This is a genomic window from Streptomyces sp. NPDC050287 (assembly GCF_044459385.1).
GTDB lineage: Bacteria > Actinomycetota > Actinomycetes > Streptomycetales > Streptomycetaceae > Streptomyces.
Genome location: NZ_JBITIY010000002.1, coordinates 833,138 through 849,622 on the forward strand (window position 1 = coordinate 833,138; position 16,485 = coordinate 849,622).

17 protein-coding genes are annotated in these 16,485 nt (G+C 71.0%); 7 read left to right on the top strand and 10 right to left on the bottom strand.

The features are described from left to right. Positions 1–310: 310 nt before the first annotated feature. Entirely contained in the window at positions 311–1,066 is a 756-nt protein-coding gene (locus tag ACIBK3_RS09145; RefSeq protein WP_399363434.1) for a hypothetical protein, read from the top strand. A gap of 17 nt (positions 1,067–1,083) precedes the next feature. On the opposite strand, the gene ACIBK3_RS09150 is transcribed toward ACIBK3_RS09145, so the two are convergent. Both ACIBK3_RS09150 and ACIBK3_RS09155 read right to left on the bottom strand, forming a co-directional pair. Beyond that, on the bottom strand, positions 1,084–1,596 hold the full coding sequence (locus ACIBK3_RS09150) for a hypothetical protein (RefSeq protein ID WP_399363436.1): 513 nt from the start codon (positions 1,594–1,596) through the stop codon (positions 1,084–1,086). 23 nt (positions 1,597–1,619) lie between these two features. Beyond that, positions 1,620–2,738: a magnesium and cobalt transport protein CorA gene (locus ACIBK3_RS09155; RefSeq protein WP_399363438.1), complete on the bottom strand. Its 1,119-nt coding sequence runs from the start codon at positions 2,736–2,738 to the stop codon at positions 1,620–1,622. A 498-nt stretch (positions 2,739–3,236) separates the two neighbouring features. On the opposite strand from ACIBK3_RS09155, the gene ACIBK3_RS09160 reads away from it, so the two are divergent. Beyond that, positions 3,237–3,821, top strand: coding sequence for a suppressor of fused domain protein (locus ACIBK3_RS09160; RefSeq protein WP_399363440.1), 585 nt, complete (start codon positions 3,237–3,239; stop codon positions 3,819–3,821). 80 nt (positions 3,822–3,901) lie between these two features. Here the strand turns inward: ACIBK3_RS09160 and ACIBK3_RS09165 are convergent, their stop codons facing one another. Further along, positions 3,902–5,146, bottom strand: coding sequence for an MFS transporter (locus tag ACIBK3_RS09165; RefSeq protein WP_399363442.1), 1,245 nt, complete (start codon positions 5,144–5,146; stop codon positions 3,902–3,904). Positions 5,147–5,318: 172 nt separating this feature from the next. On the opposite strand from ACIBK3_RS09165, the gene ACIBK3_RS09170 reads away from it, so the two are divergent. The 3 genes from ACIBK3_RS09170 (at position 5,319) to ACIBK3_RS09180 (ending at position 7,742) form a co-directional block, all read left to right on the top strand. Further along, the gene (locus tag ACIBK3_RS09170; protein ID WP_399363444.1) at positions 5,319–5,960 is read left to right on the top strand and encodes a DUF6758 family protein; all 642 of its coding nucleotides are present in this window, start codon (positions 5,319–5,321) and stop codon (positions 5,958–5,960) included. Positions 5,961–6,182: 222 nt separating this feature from the next. Continuing rightward, the gene (locus ACIBK3_RS09175; RefSeq protein ID WP_399363446.1) at positions 6,183–7,040 is read left to right on the top strand and encodes a PHP domain-containing protein; all 858 of its coding nucleotides are present in this window, start codon (positions 6,183–6,185) and stop codon (positions 7,038–7,040) included. Positions 7,041–7,136: 96 nt separating this feature from the next. Continuing rightward, positions 7,137–7,742, top strand: a complete 606-nt coding sequence (locus ACIBK3_RS09180) for a MarC family protein (protein ID WP_399363448.1) — start codon at positions 7,137–7,139, stop codon at positions 7,740–7,742. A gap of 105 nt (positions 7,743–7,847) precedes the next feature. Here ACIBK3_RS09180 and ACIBK3_RS09185 read toward each other — a convergent pair whose 3' ends face one another. Further along, positions 7,848–8,000 (bottom strand): hypothetical protein, encoded by a 153-nt coding sequence (locus tag ACIBK3_RS09185; RefSeq protein WP_107055985.1) that lies wholly within the window; start codon positions 7,998–8,000, stop codon positions 7,848–7,850. A 242-nt stretch (positions 8,001–8,242) separates the two neighbouring features. Between ACIBK3_RS09185 and ACIBK3_RS09190 the strand changes: the two genes are divergently transcribed. Beyond that, positions 8,243–9,136, top strand: coding sequence for an NYN domain-containing protein (locus tag ACIBK3_RS09190; RefSeq protein ID WP_399363450.1), 894 nt, complete (start codon positions 8,243–8,245; stop codon positions 9,134–9,136). Positions 9,137–9,184: 48 nt separating this feature from the next. On the opposite strand, the gene ACIBK3_RS09195 is transcribed toward ACIBK3_RS09190, so the two are convergent. Together ACIBK3_RS09195 and ACIBK3_RS09200 are read right to left on the bottom strand one after the other, a co-directional pair. After that, positions 9,185–10,081: an alpha/beta fold hydrolase gene (locus tag ACIBK3_RS09195; RefSeq protein ID WP_399363452.1), complete on the bottom strand. Its 897-nt coding sequence runs from the start codon at positions 10,079–10,081 to the stop codon at positions 9,185–9,187. A gap of 166 nt (positions 10,082–10,247) precedes the next feature. After that, positions 10,248–12,860 carry a DEAD/DEAH box helicase gene (locus ACIBK3_RS09200; RefSeq protein WP_399363454.1) on the bottom strand — a complete coding sequence of 871 codons (2,613 nt, stop codon included), beginning with the start codon at positions 12,858–12,860 and terminating at the stop codon, positions 10,248–10,250. A 468-nt stretch (positions 12,861–13,328) separates the two neighbouring features. Here ACIBK3_RS09200 and ACIBK3_RS09205 point away from each other — a divergent pair, with 468 nt between their 5' ends. Continuing rightward, on the top strand, positions 13,329–14,087 hold the full coding sequence (locus ACIBK3_RS09205) for a ferritin-like fold-containing protein (RefSeq protein ID WP_399363456.1): 759 nt from the start codon (positions 13,329–13,331) through the stop codon (positions 14,085–14,087). A 224-nt stretch (positions 14,088–14,311) separates the two neighbouring features. On the opposite strand, the gene ACIBK3_RS09210 is transcribed toward ACIBK3_RS09205, so the two are convergent. The 4 genes from ACIBK3_RS09210 to ACIBK3_RS09225 form a co-directional block, all read right to left on the bottom strand. After that, positions 14,312–14,584: a hypothetical protein gene (locus ACIBK3_RS09210; protein WP_399363458.1), complete on the bottom strand. Its 273-nt coding sequence runs from the start codon at positions 14,582–14,584 to the stop codon at positions 14,312–14,314. A gap of 216 nt (positions 14,585–14,800) precedes the next feature. Next, the gene (locus ACIBK3_RS09215; RefSeq protein ID WP_019754243.1) at positions 14,801–15,028 is read right to left on the bottom strand and encodes a DUF3107 domain-containing protein; all 228 of its coding nucleotides are present in this window, start codon (positions 15,026–15,028) and stop codon (positions 14,801–14,803) included. Positions 15,029–15,258: 230 nt separating this feature from the next. Then, positions 15,259–15,900: a TetR/AcrR family transcriptional regulator gene (locus ACIBK3_RS09220; protein ID WP_399363459.1), complete on the bottom strand. Its 642-nt coding sequence runs from the start codon at positions 15,898–15,900 to the stop codon at positions 15,259–15,261. Between the two features lie 230 nt (positions 15,901–16,130). Next, a complete protein-coding gene (locus ACIBK3_RS09225) occupies positions 16,131–16,379 on the bottom strand; it encodes a hypothetical protein (protein WP_399363461.1) in 249 nt (82 codons plus the stop codon). Positions 16,380–16,485 lie beyond the last annotated feature (106 nt).

Sequence of the window (16,485 nt, forward strand, 5' to 3'; positions counted from 1 at the left end):
TCCTTTTCGTGCGGGGTTCGAGCGGAGTTCCGGGCGGAGTTCCCCGCGGCATTCCGTACGGGGCTTCCTACGGGGTTTCGTACGGAGATCGACAGGGAGTTCCGCGCGGAGTTTCGTGCCGAGTTGTGTCCTGGGTGGCTGGGTGGGTCTCTTTTCCGGATTGCCCGCTCGGGTGGGCTTCAGGCTAGCCCGTCCCGATCGGACAGGCCCTGGTGAGCGGTCCGGACGGTCTGGCTCCGCCGGTGTGCCGCGGCCCCGGTACGCTGCCGTACGCCGCTGAAGGACCCTTGTCAGAAAGGCAGCCCCACCTGTGACTGCGATTCCCCGGCGACGTACCCCAAGGGCCGCACTGGTGGGCGCGATGTGCGCCCTGGCCGCGACGGGGACGGTCCTGACGGGATGCGGCGGAGAGGACCCGGACGAGGGCACCAACGGGGTGGGCAAGCTGCCACCGGAGCAGATCCAGTCCCGGACCCGCGGTGCCGCCGATTCCGCCCCGGCGGTGCGGCTGGCCGGGAACGTGGTCGCCGGCGGCCGTAGGTACAAGCTCGACATGCGTCTGAAGTCCGACGGGGGCGCCGGGTCGGTCACCGCGGAGGGGGCGACGTTCCAGCTGCTGCGGGTCGGTGAGGCACTCTTCCTGAAGGCCGGCGCGGACTTCTGGACCCACGCGGACGACGACAAGGGCGGCCCCTCCGACACCGCGGCGGCCGGCAAGCTCGACGGCAAGTACGTGAAGGTGCCGCAGCGCGACCCCTCGTACAAGAAGTTCAGCGGTTTCACGGACATGGACGTCCTCCTCGACGGTCTGCTGACCCTGCACGGCACGCTGGAGACGGTCGGCCACCACCAGCAGGCGGGCGTCCGCACCATCCGCATCACCGGCGACAACGGCTCCGGCGGCACCCTGGACGTCTCCCTGGAGGGCCGGCCCTATCCGCTCCGCCTGGTGCGGGCGGGCGGTGCGGGCACCCTGACCTTCTCGTCCTGGGGCACGAACTTCCCTCTGGCCGAACCGGAGAAGGACGAAACGGTGGACTACGGCAAGCAGCTGCCGACGTCCTAGCCTGATCGTCGAGGCCGTTACCGGCGCTTGCGCCGCTTCAGCAGCAGCCGCGGCAGCCCCGCCGGGATGGGTCGGCGGGTCGTCGCCGGGGTCGGCAACGGGGCCTCGGCCAGGTCACCGTCCGGCAGCGCCGCCGTCTCACCGGTCGGCTCCAGGCGCAGCACCCGGCATTCGCGGGCCCAGCGCTCCGGCATCGCCTCGCCGTCCGGCGCGTTCAGGCGCTTGCCCTTCAGCTCGGCGACCGTCGTCTCCCACGCGGGGGAACCGGGCGCCAGCTCCACGACCTTCGCCGTCCACGAGACCAGTCGGCCGCCCTTGTCCTTGCTGCGGACCGTGACCTCGGCCCCGGACCCGTCGACCAGCCCCGGCAGCGGCTGCTCGCCGGGCCCGTCCCCGACCAGACACGCCGCCCCCTCGTGCCAGACGTGCCACAGGGCGCGCGCCGGGGAGCCGGGGCCCCTGACCCAGACGAGGCCGGACTTCTTCGTGGCCTCCTCGACGAGGGCCTGGTCGAGCAGCTCACTTGTCATGGGCTCAGCCTAACCAGGCGCCTTCAGAGCCAGCCGTTGCGCTTGAGCGTGCGGTGGATGCCCACACAGAGGGCCACCGTGACCGACATGATCACGGGGTAGCCGTACCGCCAGTGCAGCTCCGGCATGTGGTCGAAGTTCATGCCGTACACCCCGCACACCATCGTCGGTACGGCGATGATCGCGGCCCATGAGGTGATCTTCCGCATGTCCTCGTTCTGCGCGACGGACGCCTGGGCGAGGTTGGCCTGGAGGATCGAGTTGAGCAGCTCGTCGAAGCCGATGACCTGCTCCTGGACGCGGGCGAGGTGGTCGGCGACGTCCCGGAAGTACTTCTGGATGTCGGGGTCGATCAGCCGCATCGGCCGCTCGCTCAGCAGTTGCATGGGCCGCAGCAGCGGCGACACGGCCCGCTTGAACTCCAGGACCTCACGCTTGAGTTGGTAGATCCGCGCCGAGTCCACACCGCGCGAGACCCCGCCCCGGCGGCCCGGCGAGAACACCTCGGTCTCCACCTCGTCGATGTCGTCCTGCACCGCGTCGGCGACCGCGATGTAGCCGTCGACGACGTGGTCGGCGATCGCGTGCAGCACCGCCGAGGGGCCCTTGGCGAGCAGTTCGGGGTCGTCCTGGAGGCGGTGCCGCAGCGCCCTGAGCGAGCCCTGGCCGCCGTGCCGGACGGTGATGAAGAAGTCCAGTCCGGTGAAGCACATGACCTCGCCGGTCTCGACGACCTCGCTGTTGGCGGTGAGCTGGTCGTGTTCGACGTAGTGGATGGTCTTGAAGACGGTGAACAGGGAGTCGTCGTACCGCTCCAGCTTGGGCCGCTGGTGGGCCTGTACGGCGTCCTCCACGGCCAGCGGGTGCAGCCCGAACTCGCTGGCGATGCCGGAGAATTCGGCCTCCGTCGGCTCGTGCAGCCCGATCCACACGAAGCCGCCGTCGCGGCGCACCCCACGCATCGCCTCGTGCGGGGTCAGAGGCGTGTCCTGCGGGACGCGGGTGCCGTCGCGGTAGACGGCGCAGTCGACGACGCAGGAGGGCGTCGAGGGGTCGCGGGTGGTGTCGTAGAGGCCGGTGTCCTTGCGCAGGGAGACACGGGACGGGCGGACGACGGCACGCAGGTCACGGATCATCGACATGGCTGGCTCCTTCGTGACAGGCAACGAAAGGCCGCCGGCGACGGGTGGAACTACCCGGAATGGGGACGTCCTGACAAGGGGTCTCCCGCCCTTCACGGCAGGGGATGTTTGGCACGTCCACAAAGCGGGGAGCACCGCACCGTCGCGGTGGCGAGCTTCGCTACTGATACAGGCACTGATTCAGGCAGGCAGATCAGACAGATCAGGTAAAACGAAACGAAGCGCTCTTCCGCGGTGCAGTGAGTGCGAGAGGTGGCAGTCAGCCAGAGCCGGAGCAGCTACATCAGCGGCGGGAAGAGCGGGTGCTACTGCACGGTCGACTTCGGTCCATTGCAGCCCCACCTCCTCCGGCCGGTCCCTCGTAAGGGAGATTCATCGGCGTCGGGGCTTGACTGCGACGCTTCTGCGTGCTGCCCCGAACCACCGGGCCAGAGTACCAGCCGACCGAACTGTCAAGGCGCTGCTTTGCCCCGTGGTGACGAGTTCTATGCTCGCCGCATGGCTGATGTTCTTCCTCTGGTCGAGGCCCGGTTGCGCACCGCGCTGGGCGAACCGGACGCGCGCGCGGCGGTCACGTTCCTGGGCACGGACCGCATCGAGGTGCTGCGTTTCCATGAGGGCGACATCGTCCGCTACGCCACGCTCGGCATGTCCGCGCAGCCGATGAGCGACCCCTCGGCCGTGCTCGCCGACCCGGTGAAGGGCCCGCGCGCCGAGCTGGTCCTCTCGGTCCGCTCCGGGCCGGCCGACACCGGCAAGGTGCTCCGCCCGCTCGCCGTGCTCGCCGCGTCCCCGCAGGTGGAGGGCGTGATCGTGGCGCCCGGCGCCTCCCTCGACGTCGGTGAGCCGCTGTGGCCCGGCGCCCCGTTCACCTCGGTGCTGGTCGCCGAGCCCGGCGGTCTGGTCGAGGACCTGGAACTCGACGAGCCCCTCGACCCCGTACGGTTCCTGCCGCTGCTCCCCATGACCCCGAACGAGGCCGCCTGGAAGCGGGTGCACGGCGCCCAGGCTCTCCAGGAGCGCTGGCTGACGAGCGGGACGGACCTCAGGGATCCCTCCCGGAAGTCCGTCCCGCTGGAGTGAGACCGGGTGAGGCGATCGGGTGACCGATCTCACCAACCGGTGGCTCGAAAACGTCAGTTGGCCTGCTCGGCGACGAAGCGTCAGTTGGCCTGCTCGGCGAAGACGCTGACGCCGTCCTCGGTCGCGTGCTTCGGCTGCAGTTCCGCAGCGTCGTGCGTGAGCGCGTTCCGTCGTACGAGGACCACGAGCGCGCCCACGGCGGCGGTGACCGCCGCGACCACGAACGGGATGTGGATGTCGGTCCACTCCTCGATCTTCGGCGCGAAGTAGGGCGCGGCCGCCGCGGCGAACCACCGTACGAAGTTGTAACCGGCGCTCGCCACCGGACGCGGCGCGTCCGACACGCCCAGCGCCAGCTCCGTGTACACGGTGTTGTTCACGCCGATGAAGGCACCGGACAGGATCGTGCAGACGATGGCCGTGGTGTGGTCGCCGTAGCCGAGGACGAGCACGTCGATGGCGAGCAGCACCAGTGAGCCGCCGAGCACCTTCAGCGAACCGAACCGCTCCTGCATGCGCGGTGCCACGATCACCGAGAAGACGGCGAGCAGCACACCCCAGGCGAAGAACACGGCTCCCGACTTGTACGGGGTCATGTTCAGCACGAACGGGGTGAAGGCCAGCACGGTGAAGAACGTGTAGTTGTAGAAGAAGGCCGAGACGGCGGCGGAGGCGAGCCCGCCGTGGCCGAGTGCCCTGACGGGGTCGAGCAGCGAGGTCTTGCGCGCCGGCTTCGGCTGCTCCTTCAGGAACGCCGTGATGCACAGGAAGCCGACCGCCATCAGGAACGCGGTACCGAAGAAGGGGTAGCGCCAGCTGGCGTCACCGAGCAGTGCGCCCAGCAGCGGTCCGCACGCCATGCCGAGGCCGAGGGCGGACTCGTACAGCAGGATCGCCGCCGAGCTGCCCCCGGCTGCCGCGCCGACGATGACCGCGAGGGCCGTCGAGACGAACAGTGCGTTGCCGAGGCCCCAGCCGGCCCGGAAGCCGACGAGTTCACCGACGGTTCCGGAGGTTCCGGACAGGCCCGCGAAGACCACGACCAGTGCGAGGCCGAGCAGCAGGGTCTTCTTGCCGCCGACGCGGCTGGAGACGAAGCCGGTGACCAGCATCGCGATCGCGGTGATCAGGAAGTACGAGGTGAACAGCAGGGAGACCTGGCTGGCGGTGGCGTGCAGGCCGGAGGCGATGGACGGCAGGATCGGGTCGACGAGCCCGATGCCCATGAAGGCGACGACGGACGCCCCGGCGGTCGCCCACACCGCCTTGGGCTGCCGCAGGATGCTGCCCGCTCCCGCGTCGAAGGGGTCCTGGCTGGCTCCCATCACGTTCTCCCATCCCGACGAAGGTAGTTGGTATATGCACATACTAAGTTAGGTCTGCTAAATAATGCAAGTTACATCTAGTTCTCCCTGGCGAACGGCTTGTGAACGGCTTCCCTCCGGACGGGTGATCGTCCCTTGACGTGGCGGGGCAGGGGTAGGACCGTGGGGCGCTATGAGGGGCGAACCCAGTTGCCCGAAGTGTGGTGGCCGGGTCAGGGCTCCCGGACTCTTCGCCGATACCTGGCAGTGCGATGCGCACGGCTCCGTGCATCCGGTGCAGCCCGTGATCCCGCCCAGCGTCGAGGCCCTCCAGGTCGTGGTGCACCGCACGCAGGTACCGGTGTGGATGCCGTGGCCCCTGCCGGTCGGCTGGCTGTTCACGGGCGTGGCCTGCGCGGGTGACGACCGCAGCGGCGGCCGGGCGACAGCGGTGGCCTGCACCGGCCCCGCACCACTCGGCGGCGTGGGCGAACTGATCCTGGTGGCCGAGGAACTCGGCGTCGGCCTCGGCGCGCGGTACGCGGGCATCGACGGGCCGGACCCCGGGCCGTACATGGACGTGGAGAAACCCCCGCAGGCCAAGGTGCTGGCCGCCGGCCGGCCGACTCCACTGTGGCTCGTCGCCGGTGCGCCCGGCGATCGCGCGGTCTTCGCGGGGGAGGCGCTGGGGCTGTGGCTGTGGGCGGTGGTGTGGCCCGAGCAGTCGGGGCTGCTGATGTACGACGAACTGGTGCTGACGGACCTGCGGGACGCGGGGGCCGAGGTGGACCTGGTTCCGTGCGGGGCGCTGTCGCCGCGGTTGCTCGGGCCGTAGGGGCTGCGGAGGTGCGCCAACACTGTCGCCACGGTCGCTGGGGCCGTAGGGGCCTGCGAGGTGGGCCGGCGCTGTCGCCGCGGTTGCTGGGGCGGTAATGCCTGCTGAGCGGGCCGGTGTCCGTAGGGGGCTCTCGGCTGTTGCGGGTGTGACGGCGGAGTCGAAAAGTCTGGTTATCCTTGAGCGTCCGCTTCCACCCGTCGACCGCCTGGAGTCCGCGCCGTGCGCATCGATCTGCACTGCCACTCCACCGCCTCCGACGGTACGGACAGCCCCGCCGAGCTGATGCGCAACGCCGCCGCGGCCGGTCTGGACGTCGTCGCGCTGACCGACCACGACACCACGCGGGGGTACGCCGAGGCGATCGGCGCGCTGCCGGAGGGGCTCACCCTGGTCACCGGGGCCGAGCTGTCCTGCCGTATCGACGGGATCAGCATGCACATGCTGGCGTACCTGTTCGACCCGGAGGAGCCGGCGCTGCTCGCCGAGCGTGAGCTGGTGCGGGACGACCGGGTGCCGCGGGCGCAGGGCATGGTCGCCCGGCTTCAGGAGCTGGGTGTGCCGGTGACCTGGGAGCAGGTGGCGCGGATCGCGGGTGACGGTTCAGTGGGGCGACCGCATGTGGCGACCGCGCTGGTCGAGCTCGGGGTCGTACCGACCGTGGACGACGCCTTCACCCCTCACTGGCTGGCCGACGGCGGCCGGGTCTTCGTGGAGAAGCACGAGACCGACCCCTTCGACGCGATCCGGCTGATCAAGGGCGCCGGCGGGGTCGCGGTGTTCGCGCACCCGGCGGCCGCCAAGCGGGGACGCACGGTGCCGGAGTCCGCGATCGCCGAGATGGCGGCGGCCGGGCTGGACGGCATCGAGGTCGACCACACGGACCACGACGCGGACACGCGGGCGCGGCTGCGAGGACTGGCCGGGGACTTGGGGCTGCTGGTCACGGGCTCCTCGGACTACCACGGCAGCCGCAAGACCGTCTCGCTCGGCGCGAACACCACCGACCCCGAGGTCTACGGGGAGATCACGCGGCGTGCCACGGGGGCGTTCCCGGTGCCGGGGGCAGGCGGAGTCTGACGCTCGGCTGTCTGAGGCCCGTCTGCCTGGCGCTCGGCTTCAGCGCGTTCCGCAACTCTCCCTCCTCCGCCCCGCCGTACTCTCCGCAAGGCCCTCATGTTCGACGTCGCCGTCTTCGGCTCCCTGTTCCTGACCCTCTTCGTCATCATGGATCCCCCCGGGATCACCCCGATCTTCCTCGCGCTGACCGCCGGGCGCCCCGCCAAGGTGCAGAAGCGGATGGCGTTCCAGGCCGTCTGCGTGGCCGGCGGTGTGATCACCGTCTTCGGGCTCCTCGGGCATCAGATCCTCGCCTACCTGCATGTCTCCGTACCCGCGCTGATGATCGCGGGCGGACTGCTGCTCCTGCTGATCGCCCTGGACCTGCTCACCGGCAAGACGGACGAGCCGAAGCAGACCAAGGACGTCAACGTGGCGCTCGTACCGCTGGGCATGCCGCTGCTGGCGGGGCCGGGCGCCATCGTGTCGGTGATCCTGGCGGTGCAGAAGGCCGGCGGGGTCGCCACCCAGCTGTCGGTGTGGACGGCGATCCTCGCCATCCATGTGGTGCTGTGGCTGGTGATGCGGTACTCACTGCTGATCATCCGGGTCATCAAGGACGGCGGCGTGGTCCTGGTGACGCGGCTCGCGGGCATGATGCTCTCGGCGATCGCCGTGCAGCAGATCATCAACGGGGTCACGCAGGTGGTCCGGGGCGGCTGACCCGGTGCGGGCGGTCCAGGGCGGCTGAGCCCTGGCGGAACGTGCAGAGCCCCCGCCGGCATCGGTGCCGGGCGGGGGCTCTGAAACCTGTAGAGAGATCCTGGATTACGAGGCCGAGGTCTCGGCCGGGCGGATCCACAGCCGCTGCCCGATCGCGGCAGCCTGCTGAACGATACGGTTGACGGAGGCGGCGTCCACGACGGTGCTGTCCACGGGCGTACCGTCGACATCGTCGAGTCGCATGATTTCGAAGCGCATCGGCTTCTCCCTTCGTCTGGTCATCCTCCTGAGGAGAACTACTTGGTGGGTGGTGGCCCACGGAGCGTCGGTGCCCCCTGTTCCATGAGTAGTCAACGCGATGGTTGTTACAAGCATTCCCTACGCTAAGGAAATTTTTCGAACGGCTAATTACTGACTGGTAAGCGGTGTGGAAGGGACCGTCAGGAGACCGACCGGGACCGGTTGTGTTCGCAGCGTGACCGCCGGGACAATGGGAGACGATGAACGACGACCTCGCGGCCCTCAGCGCCCGCATCGACCGCACCAACGAGCTGCTCCAGCGCATGCTCGCCGAGGTGGCGAAGACGCCCTCGACGCACGCCATCTTCGTCGACGCGGGATACCTGTACGCCGCCGCGGGACGCCTCGTCACCGGCACGGAGGACCGCCGTGCCTTCGACCTCGACACCGAGGGCCTGATCGAGGCGCTCATCGACCGGGCCCGCACCATCTTCGCGGACAGCCGCCTGCTCAGGGTCTACTGGTACGACGGCGCGAGACGCCGCATCCACACCGCCGAACAGCAGTCGATCGCCGAACTCCCGGACGTGAAAGTCCGGTTGGGCAACCTGAACGCCAACAACCAGCAGAAGGGCGTCGACTCGCTCATCCGCTCCGACCTGGAGTCCCTCGCCCGGCACCGCGCCATCAGCGACGCGGCCCTGCTCGGCGGCGACGAGGACCTGGTCTCGGCGGTGGAGGCGGCCCAGGGGTACGGCGCCCGCGTCCACCTCTGGGGCATCGAGGCGCCCGAGGGTCGCAACCAGGCCGAGCCGCTGCTCTGGGAGGTCGACAGCCAGCGCACTTTCGACCTGGACTTCTTCAAGCCGTACGTCTCCCGGCGCACGGTCCCCGCCTACGAGGCCGCGGTGGCCCGCCCCACCCGCGATGACGTCCGTTTCGTGGGCGCGCAGATCGCCGCGAAGTGGCTGGCGGCGCGCGGCCGCGAGTCCCTCGTCGAACTGCTGCCCGGGCATCCGTACCTGCCGGGGTCGGTGGACCAGGACCTCCTGGTGGAGGCGGAAGGCCTGCTGCAGTACTCGCTCCGCGGCCAGGCGGACCTGCGCCGCTCCCTGCGGGACGGCTTCTGGGAGCACCTGCGCACGCTGTACTGACCTTTCTCGACCCTTGCGTCAGCCCTTCTCAGGCGTCCTCGGACATCCTCAGGCGTTCTCGCGCCCGACGCCGTCCCAGAAGTCGGCGAGTGCGCGGGCCGTGCGGAGGGGCTGCTCGGCGTTGGGGGAGTGCTCGGCGCCGGGGACGACCGTCCGGTGCGCCCCCAGTCGTACGGCCATGTCGTCGAGGAGGGGCACCGGCCAGGTGTCGTCGCGGGCGCCGGACAGCACGTGGAACGGCAGCGGGACGGCGGCGAGTTCGGCGACCCGGTCGGGTTCCGTGCACAACTGGCGTCCCGTCGCGAGGAGTTGGGCGGGTTTGGTGCCCAGCCAGCGCCGACGCAGCTGGTCCGGGTCGCCGACGCCGACGGCGGGGCCGCCGACCTCCTCCGGCGGTCCCATGGCCTGGATGGCCTCCCACACCTCGGGCATGCTCATCACGGCGAGCGCGTCCCGCAGAAGCTTCACGCGCTGCTGCTGGGAGTCGGAGATCTGCGCCGGGCCGGAGGACATGAGCGTGAGCGAACGGAAGGGGGAGCGGTCGTGCAGGACGGCCGCCCGGGCGATCTGGCCGCCGAGGGAGTGTCCAAGCAGATGCACGGCTGTGCCGAGCGCCTCGACCTGCGCGAGCACGTCCCTCGCCAACTGGTCGCGGGCGTAGGCGGACTCGTCGTCCTCGGGCCCCTCCGACTCGAACTGCCCCCGCCCGTCCACGGCCACGATCCGGTACCCACGCGCCACGAGCGGCTCGTGCAACAGCGTGAAGTCCTCCTTGCTGCCGGTGAACCCGGGCAGCATCAGCACGGTCCCCTTCTCCTCGGCGCCATCGAGCCCCTCGCCACCGTCGGCCACGGGCGAGTCCACGACTGCGAACTCACCGCGTGCGGTGCGCAGATGGTAGGCGCGGGCGCCGGGGGGCGGGGTGAAGGAGACGCGGTGGCTCACGAGGAGAGGGTATCGGTGGGCCGGGCTCGTGGCGGGGTGCCGGCCGACCGGGACGGGCGGCCGGGTGGGCATGGGCCGCGGAACCAGGGGGCGGAGCCCGGGGCCGGGCGGGAGAGACGGCGACGGCCCGGTTCACCTCAGGTGAACCGGGCCGTCGAGCGAGCGATCAGCTGTCCGCAGGCTCCGTCGCGGCCGTGGCCTTGCGGGGCCGTCGTACCCTCGGCTTCGCCTCGACCGTCTCCGACGCCTGGGCCGGGATGTCGGCGGCGGCCTCGGAGGGAACGGCGGCCTTACGGGTCCGGCGCGCCTTGGGCTTCGTCTCGGCGCCCTCGGCCGTGTCCACGGCAGCCTCGGCCGACGCCGCGGTCTTGCGCGTACGACGCGGCTTCGCCTCGGGCGCCTGCGCCGTGTCCTCCGCCGTCGCCTTGGCCGCCGCGGTCTTGCGCGCCCGGCGCGGCTTGGCCTCCGCGCCCTCGGCGGTGTCCACGGCGGCTTCCGCGGCAGCGGCGGTCTTCCGGGTGCGGCGCGGCTTGGCCTCCGTGCCCTCGGCGGTGTCCACGGCAGCGGTGGCCTTGCGGGTGCGCCGGGGCTTGGTCTCGGCGCCTTCGGCGGTGTCCACCGCGGCCTGGGCCGTCGCCTTGGTCGCCGCGGTCTTGCGGGTCCGGCGCGGCTTGGTCTCGGTGGCTTCCGGCTCCTGGTCCGTCCGGGCCGGGATGTCGGCGGTGACGGCCGCGACCGGCTCGGCGGCCTTGCGCGTACGACGACGCGGCGCGGCCTCGGCCGCCTCCACGGTGTCGAGCGCGGCCTCGGCCGGAGCCGCGGCGGCCTTGCGTGTACGACGACGGGGCTTGGCCTCCGTGGCGTCCGCGTCCGCGGTGGACTCGGTCGTCCCCTCGGCGGTGTCGAGCGCGGCCTCGGCCGCAGTCGACGTGGCCGTGGTCGCCGTCGCCGCCTTGCGGGTGCGGCGGCGCGGCTTGGTGGCGGGGGCCTCGGGCTCCGGCGCCACCGGCGCCTCGGACACCGGCGTCGTCTCCGTGACCGTCTCCGCGGTCACCGGCTCGGCCGGCGTGACCGGCGACTGCGCCGACTCCGCGGACTTGCGGGTCCGGCGTCGGCGCGACTTCGCCGGGGCCTCGGGGGAGTCCACGACATCCGCCGTACTCTCGGCCGTCGCGACGGCCTCCTGCGCGGCCTCAGCGGCCACCTGCGGCACTACCGGCTCGGCGGCGACCGCAGCCGTCGGCGCGGCCTCGGCCTGCGCCCCGCCGCGCGTACGGCGACGACGGCGCGGGGTCCGGCTCGTCGCGGTCGTGTCCTCCGGCGTAACAGCCGAGGCCGGCTCGGTCGGCGACACCGCGGCGGTTGCCGCGGCGCTCTCCTGCGGCGCGATCGCCTCGGCCGCCCCGGAGGGCGCCGTGGCGTCCAGCGGCGTACCGCTGCGCGTACGGCGGCGGCGCCGCGGCGCAGGCGCAGAACGCTCGCGGTCGGCGGACGGGGTCTCGTCCCGGCGGTCCCGGCCGCCGCGACCGCCCTGGCCGCCGCGACCACCCCGGTCGCGGTCACCGCGACCGCGTGCACCGCGGCCACCGGTCTCGCCCAGGTCCTCCAGCTCCTCCGCGCCGAGCCCGGCCCGGGTGCGCTCGGCCCGCGGCAGGACACCCTTCGTGCCCGCGGGGATGCTGAGCTCCTCGAAGAGGTGCGGGGAGGTGGAGTACGTCTCCGGCGGGTCGCTCAGGCCGAGGTCCAGTGCCTTGTTGATGAGCTGCCAGCGCGGGATGTCGTCCCAGTCGACGAGAGTGATCGCGATGCCCTTGGCGCCCGCGCGGCCGGTACGGCCGATGCGGTGCAGGTACGTCTTCTCGTCTTCCGGCGACTGGTAGTTGATGACGTGGGTCACGCCCTCGACGTCGATACCGCGAGCGGCGACGTCGGTGCAGACGAGCACGTCCACCTTGCCGTTGCGGAAGGCCCGCAGCGCCTGCTCACGCGCGCCCTGGCCGAGGTCGCCGTGGACCGCGCCGGAGGCGAAACCGCGCTGCTGGAGCTGGTCGGCCAGGTCGGCCGCCGTCCGCTTGGTACGGCAGAAGACCATGACCAGTCCCCGGCCGTCGGCCTGCAGTATGCGGGCGACCATCTCGGGCTTGTCCATGTTGTGCGCGCGGTAGACGAACTGCGCGGTGTTGCGCACCGTCTGGCCCTCGTCGTCCGGCGCGGTGGCACGGATGTGCGTGGGCTGCGACATGTAGCGGCGCGCGAGACCGATGACCGCGCCCGGCATGGTCGCCGAGAACAGCATCGTCTGGCGGCGGGCCGGCAGCATGTTGATGATCTTCTCGACGTCGGGCAGGAAGCCCAGGTCGAGCATCTCGTCGGCCTCGTCGAGGACGAGCGACTTGATGTGCTTCAGGTTGAGCTTCTTCTGGCCCGCGAGGTCCAGCAGCCGGCCCGGAGTGCCGACGACGACGTCGACGCCCTGCTTGAGGGCCTCGACCTGCGGCTCGTAGGCCCGGCCGCCGTAGATGGCGAGAACGCGTACGTTGCGCACCTTGCCCGCGGTCAGCAGGTCGTTGGTGACCTGCGTGCACAGCTCGCGGGTGGGGACGACGACGAGCGCCTGCGGGGCGTCGGTGAGCGCCTCGGGCTTGGCGCGTCCGGCCTCCACGTCGGCGGGAACGGTGACGCGCTCGAGGAGCGGAAGGCCGAAGCCCAGCGTCTTGCCCGTACCCGTCTTGGCCTGTCCGATGACGTCCGTGCCGGTCAGGGCGACGGGGAGGGTCATCTCCTGGATGGGGAAGGGACTGGTGATGCCGACGGCTTCGAGGGCCTCGGCGGTCTCGGGAAGGATCCCGAGCTCTCGGAACGTAGTCAGGGTGCTGCCTCTTCTGTGTGGGCGGTGCGAGGCGAGCGCGGGGGTCGTCTGGGACCGTGCTGGGGACGTCGACTGCCTTACGGGCTGGCCGTATGGCACGGGACCACTGCCGACGCTCTAGCGCTCGTACCGCTGAGGGTCCCCCTCCGGATTCCGTACGCAGCGTGCCGTACGGACGAGGAGGGCTGTCGGGTCGGAGCCGATCGGGCCACCGACCGGGCATCCTCATTCGTGCGGCCCGTCGAGATACGTCAAAGTCCTCACCGGGCGCATTACCACCATACCCCGGAATCGCGCACATGCGATGGCCGATTTGGTCACGTAGTCGTCGTCACAGTGATTGACCAGGAACTTCCGTCGCGCGACGAGCGAGCTATTGTGCGCTTCATGACGACGCCTGACAACACCTCTGACGCACCCGCGGACGCTTCTCAGAAGGTCACCGCAGTCGCCGCCCAGGACTGGGCCCGGGCCTCCGCCGACCCGCACTACCGGGCGGCGGTCGTCGACCTGCTCGGCGCGCTGGCGTACGGAGAGCTGGCGGCCTTCGAACGGCTCGCGGAGGACGCCAAGCTGGCACCGACGCTGGCGGACAAGGCGGAGCTCGCGAAGATGGCGTCGGCCGAGTTCCACCACTACGAGAAGCTGAAGGACCGGCTCACCGAGATCGGCGAGGAGCCGACGCTGGCCATGGAACCGTTCGTCGCGGCGCTGGACGGCTTCCACAGGCAGACGGCGCCCTCGGACTGGCTGGAGGGCCTGGTCAAGGCGTACGTCGGCGACTCGATCGCCAGCGACTTCTACCGCGAGGTCGCCGCCCGCCTCGACGCGGACACCCGCGAACTCGTCCTGGCCGTCCTCGACGACACCGGGCACGCCGGCTTCGCGGTGGAGAAGGTGCGCGCGGCGATCGACGCCGAGCCGCGCGTCGGCGGACGGCTCGCCCTGTGGGCGCGACGGCTGATGGGCGAGGCGCTCTCGCAGTCCCAGCGGGTGGTCGCCGACCGGGACGCCCTGTCGACGATGCTCGTGGGCGGTGTCGCGGACGGCTTCGACCTCGCCGAGGTGGGCCGCATGTTCTCCCGCATCACCGAGGCGCACACCAAGCGGATGGCGGCACTGGGACTCGCGGCCTAGGACCTGTCCGGCGGATCATGCCGGCGTCGCGGGGCCTGGCACGCCCATCTGTGCCGATCAGTCACCGTTGCCTGCAGCCGGCCTGATCCGCCGGACAGGCCCTGGAGGCCGTTCGGCGACGCCGCGGCCTACCGTTCAACCACGCCGCGGCGTACCGGCCGGCCGGTCAACGAGGCCTGGCTACTTGGTCGTTCCTCGCCTCAGGTGCCGCGATCGGCGGTGGATCAGGCGGTCGCCGACCGGCGGCGGAGTCTTCCCGCGGGGCGCAGCAGCAGCGAGAGCGAGGCCGCGGAGACGACCACCGCGCCGACCAGGGTCACCAGAACGCCCCCGGCGTCCAGCGCGCTGTGCGTGACGAACGCGCCGATCAGCGCACCGGCGACACCGGTCGCGAGGACCAGGGAACGGGCCGGCAGACGTTCGGACAGCCGGTGGATCGCCACCCCGGCCAGCACGAGACCGAGCAGAGCGGAGCCGAGCGCTTCGAACAACATCATGGGGTCCCTCCCACACGGCCACACTGTGCTTCGCGGTCGTAGCCCGTCATACCCGTGACCTGCGGAATGCAATCCTGCTCTGTGTGCGACCTGTGCGCCGTACATGTGCCCCGCACGGGTGTCCGTATGTGGCGGAGACAAAACGGGAGGGGCCCGGCGCCACGTGGCCGCCGGGCCCCTCCCGTCGCGCGGAGTGCGCGCGTGACTCGCGTATGACTACAGCGCGCCGAAGCCCACCTTGCGGGGGGCCGGCTCACCCAGTTCGACGTAGGCGAGACGGTCGGCCGGCACGAGGACCTTGCGGCCGTGCTCGTCCACGAGGCTCAGCAGCTGAGACTTGCCCGCCAGCGCCTCGGACACCGCCCGCTCGACCTCCTCGGCACTCTGACCGCTCTCCAGAACGATCTCGCGGGGCGCGTGCTGCACGCCGATCTTGACCTCCACGGCTTTGTTCCCTCCGACGGTCAGTAAGTGCGCGACCTTCCGCGCCGTACCAGCACACATTAGCCCGGTGAGGGGACGTGCACGCTCCGCCCAAGAACGCCAGGAGCGAACATCGGGCGGGAACAAACGCCCCGCAGGCGCGCGGGCGGGGCGAGTGCACGCGCCGCCCACCCGCGCGTGCGGGGCGAGCGCACGCGCGGGTGCACGTGTTCAGTGGGGCCCCGGCGGACTCAGTGGTGGTCGGTGCCGTGCAGCGGGAAGCCCGCGATGCCCCGCCAGGCAAGGGACGTCAACAACTGCACCGACTGGTCGCGCGGCACGCTGCGGTCGCTGTGCAGCCAGGAGCGGGCCACCACCTGCGCGAGGCCGCCCAGACCGGAGGCGAGCAGCATCGACTCCGCGCGCGAGAGGCCGGTGTCCTCGGCGATCACGTCGCAGATCGCCTCCGCGCACTCGTTCGTGACCTTGTCGACGCGTTCGCGCACCGCGGGCTCGTTCGTCAGGTCCGACTCGAAAACCAGCCGGAAGGCGCCGCCGTCGTCCTCCACGTACGCGAAGTAGGCGTCCATGGTCGCCCGGACGCGCTGCTTGTTGTCGCTCGTCGACGCGAGCGCGTTGCGTACGGACTGGATCAGGGACTCGCAGTGCTGGTCCAGCAGCGCCAGGTACAGGTCGAGCTTGCCCGGGAAGTGCTGGTAGAGCACCGGCTTGCTGACCCCGGCGCGCTCGGCGATGTCGTCCATGGCGGCGGCGTGGTAGCCCTGCGCCACGAAGACCTCCTGGGCGGCGCCCAGCAACTGGTTCCGTCGGGCACGGCGCGGCAGGCGCGTGCCCCGCGGGCGTGCTGCCTCTGTCTGCTCGATGGCTGTCACGCCGCCTCCCAATGTCGTCCACTCGCGGTGTGCGCCGCGCGGCCATCGTACTTTTCGGTAACCGTGGTGTGCGCGGTGTGAGCGCAGAATTTCACGGACCGGACGGTGGTCGTAGCGGCACAAAAGGTTTCAAGACGGGATCTGCCGGGCATCAGCGCGCACCACTCCTGTTCAGCGGCGGTCTTTCCCGTGCGCCGCCGGTTGTGTCACCGGTTCTGTCACGGGTTCCGTCACCGGTAGTCGTCCTCGTCCAGGGAGACGATCCGGGCCTGTTCGATGAGATCGGCCTCGCTGGCGCGGTCCGGGTCGACGCCGGTCAGCGGGTCGTCGCGGTCCGGCTTGACCTCGGTGTGCTGCTCGGCCGCGTCCGCCTCGGGGGCCTCGACGTCGAATTCCGTGGTCTCGGCGCTCTCGGCGCTCTCGGCGGCCTCGGCGGTCTCGTCCACGAACGTCTCGGGGTCGGTGGGGTCGACGGTCATGAGGGGCTCCCTTCCTAGAACATCCCTGAGTGCAACAGGGGGCCACATCCGGGTGCCCTGCGTACGAGCCTAGGAGACACGCGATCTGTACGCCATCGATCCGGAC

Bases quoted from the DNA above. Each gene is read 5' to 3' on its own strand.
- ACIBK3_RS09150 (WP_399363436.1), bottom strand. From the start codon at position 1,596: ATGACAAGTGAGCTGCTCGACCAGGCCCTCGTCGAGGAGGCCACGAAG.
- ACIBK3_RS09155 (WP_399363438.1), bottom strand. From the start codon at position 2,738: ATGTCGATGATCCGTGACCTGCGTGCCGTCGTCCGCCCGTCCCGTGTC.
- ACIBK3_RS09160 (WP_399363440.1), top strand. From the start codon at position 3,237: ATGGCTGATGTTCTTCCTCTGGTCGAGGCCCGGTTGCGCACCGCGCTG.
- ACIBK3_RS09165 (WP_399363442.1), bottom strand. From the start codon at position 5,146: ATGGGAGCCAGCCAGGACCCCTTCGACGCGGGAGCGGGCAGCATCCTG.
- ACIBK3_RS09170 (WP_399363444.1), top strand. From the start codon at position 5,319: ATGAGGGGCGAACCCAGTTGCCCGAAGTGTGGTGGCCGGGTCAGGGCT.
- ACIBK3_RS09180 (WP_399363448.1), top strand. From the start codon at position 7,137: ATGTTCGACGTCGCCGTCTTCGGCTCCCTGTTCCTGACCCTCTTCGTC.
- ACIBK3_RS09185 (WP_107055985.1), bottom strand. From the start codon at position 8,000: ATGCGCTTCGAAATCATGCGACTCGACGATGTCGACGGTACGCCCGTG.
- ACIBK3_RS09190 (WP_399363450.1), top strand. From the start codon at position 8,243: ATGAACGACGACCTCGCGGCCCTCAGCGCCCGCATCGACCGCACCAAC.
- ACIBK3_RS09200 (WP_399363454.1), bottom strand. From the start codon at position 12,860: ATGACCCTCCCCGTCGCCCTGACCGGCACGGACGTCATCGGACAGGCC.
- ACIBK3_RS09210 (WP_399363458.1), bottom strand. From the start codon at position 14,584: ATGATGTTGTTCGAAGCGCTCGGCTCCGCTCTGCTCGGTCTCGTGCTG.
- ACIBK3_RS09225 (WP_399363461.1), bottom strand. From the start codon at position 16,379: ATGACCGTCGACCCCACCGACCCCGAGACGTTCGTGGACGAGACCGCC.